The 1,313-nt window shown below is 33.7% G+C and carries 1 protein-coding gene; it reads left to right on the plus strand.

Features of this window, described 5'->3' with window-relative positions; genetic code table 11:
- The coding region (locus tag ACN4EE_RS23430; RefSeq protein ID WP_431708918.1) for a protein kinase domain-containing protein at nucleotides 1–1,313 on the plus strand (1,313 nt) is incomplete at both ends.

Below are 1,313 nucleotides of genomic sequence, written 5' to 3' on the forward strand. Positions count from 1 at the left end.
TATCCATAGCAAAAACATCATTCACCGAGACATCAAACCAGAAAATATTATTATTAATAATCAAGATAACCCTATCTTAATCGACTTTGGAGCAACCAAAGAATTTATGGACGGCATGACAAGTGTTATGAGTACAACTTTAACGATGGGATATGCACCTTATGAACAGTATAGCAACAAAAGTAAAAGATTTTCCGCAACGGATATTTATGCTTTGTGTGCTTCTATGTATGAATTATTAACGGGAAAATTACCCAATGATTCCGCAGAAAGAGTTGATTCTATCTTACATAATAATGGTATTGATCCCTTGATTTATCCTCGCCAATTACGTTCAGAAATTAGCCCTTTAATGGAGAATATTATTCTAACAGGAATGCGGATTAAAATAGAAGAAAGATTCCAAACTGCTGAAGAATTAATTAAGGCTTTACAAGGTAATTTTCTCTCTCCTCTCCATAAAAAAGCCCAAGATTTTGTGAAGCAAAATAATTTAAGAGAAGCCATAAAAGCCTATCAAAATTGTTTGCAAAATGAGCCTCATAATAGTCAAGCAATGGTAGAATTAGCCTTAATCCAAATCCATATTAATCCCCAAGAAGCCGAAATAACTGCGAATCAGGCAATCAAACTCAATCCTGATGACGGTAGAAGTTATGGAATATTAGGCTTAATGGCTTGTCGTCAGGGAAAATGGCAAAAAGCAGTATCAGACTTACAAAAAGCCTCTGGATTAACGCCACAACAGTCATGGATTAAAAGTAATTTAGCTTGGGGATTAGGTAAGCTAGGGAAATGGCAAGAAGCCGAAAACGCCATTAATGAAGCCTTATCTTTAGATAGTAATTGTACTTTTTCTTTGGGAGTAAAGGCATGGATTTTAGCACAACAAAGACAATGGAAAGCAACAATTCCCCCTGCTACTCAAGCCATTTTTAAGTCTAAGCAATCTAATAGTAATAAAAGTAAGGAAATACAAGAATGGGTATATCCGATACTTATTTTAGCCTTAAAACAGGCTGTTATCACCAAAAATGCCCAAGATGTCGGCAGAAAAATTGATGATTTTTGTCAGCAAATTCCCAATAGTAGTTATGCTTGGGGTTTAAAAGGTTGGTATTGTGCAAAAGAAGGTAAGTTAAAAGAAGCAATCAATTATTATCAAAAAGCTATTTCTCAAGGTGATTTCCCCTACTGGATTTTAGTTAACCAAGGATTACTTTATGAGAGGTTAAATCAAGAAAATAATGCTCTAAATTATTATTATCAATATGAACAAAAATTTAAAGATAACTATTTGATTTATTATCGTT

It is taken from the genome of Geminocystis sp. CENA526, from assembly GCF_050753365.1.
Classification (GTDB): domain Bacteria; phylum Cyanobacteriota; class Cyanobacteriia; order Cyanobacteriales; family Cyanobacteriaceae; genus Geminocystis.